We start from the raw sequence: 498 nt of genomic DNA on the forward strand, positions 1-498 counted from the left end.
ACCGGCGGCCGGCCCGTCGGCCAGGGCGTCCTGGCGCGCGGTCAGCAGACGGGCGTCCGCGGCGCGAAACTCGGCCTGGGCCGCTTCGATGTTCCCCCGGTTCCGGTCGAACAACGGCAGGGGCGTGCTGATCCCGAAGGTCAGGGCCGTGGCGTCCTCGGCCTCGAAACGGCGGACGCCGACACTGGCGTTGATGTCCGGCCGGGCCTCAATCCGCTGGACGTCGATGCGTCGCGCGGCGGCCGTCCGCTCCGCCTCCGCGACCCGGACCGTCGGGGCGTCGCTGGCGGCGACCCGCGCGGTCGTCGGCGCCTGGTCCAGCAGGCTGGCGTCGATGCTCGTCACCATCGCCGGAATCATCGCTACGGCGGTGAGGCGAGCGTAGGCTGCGTCGCGTTCCGCGAGAGCTTCGTCACGGGCGGCGCGGGCGGCTGCGGCCTCGGCCTCGCCCTGGATGCCACGCAACAGGGGTTCGCGCCCCTTCTTCGACCAGCGCCA

At 74.3% G+C, this 498-nt stretch carries 1 protein-coding gene; it reads right to left on the reverse strand.

The window, feature by feature from the left end; translation table 11 throughout:
- The coding region (locus tag AC2W7C_RS18935; RefSeq protein ID WP_486002714.1) for a TolC family protein at positions 1–348 on the reverse strand (348 nt) is incomplete at its 3' end.
- Positions 349–498: the final 150 nt, after the last annotated feature.

The organism is Brevundimonas sp. CURTG3B2_SDJG (assembly GCF_057364705.1).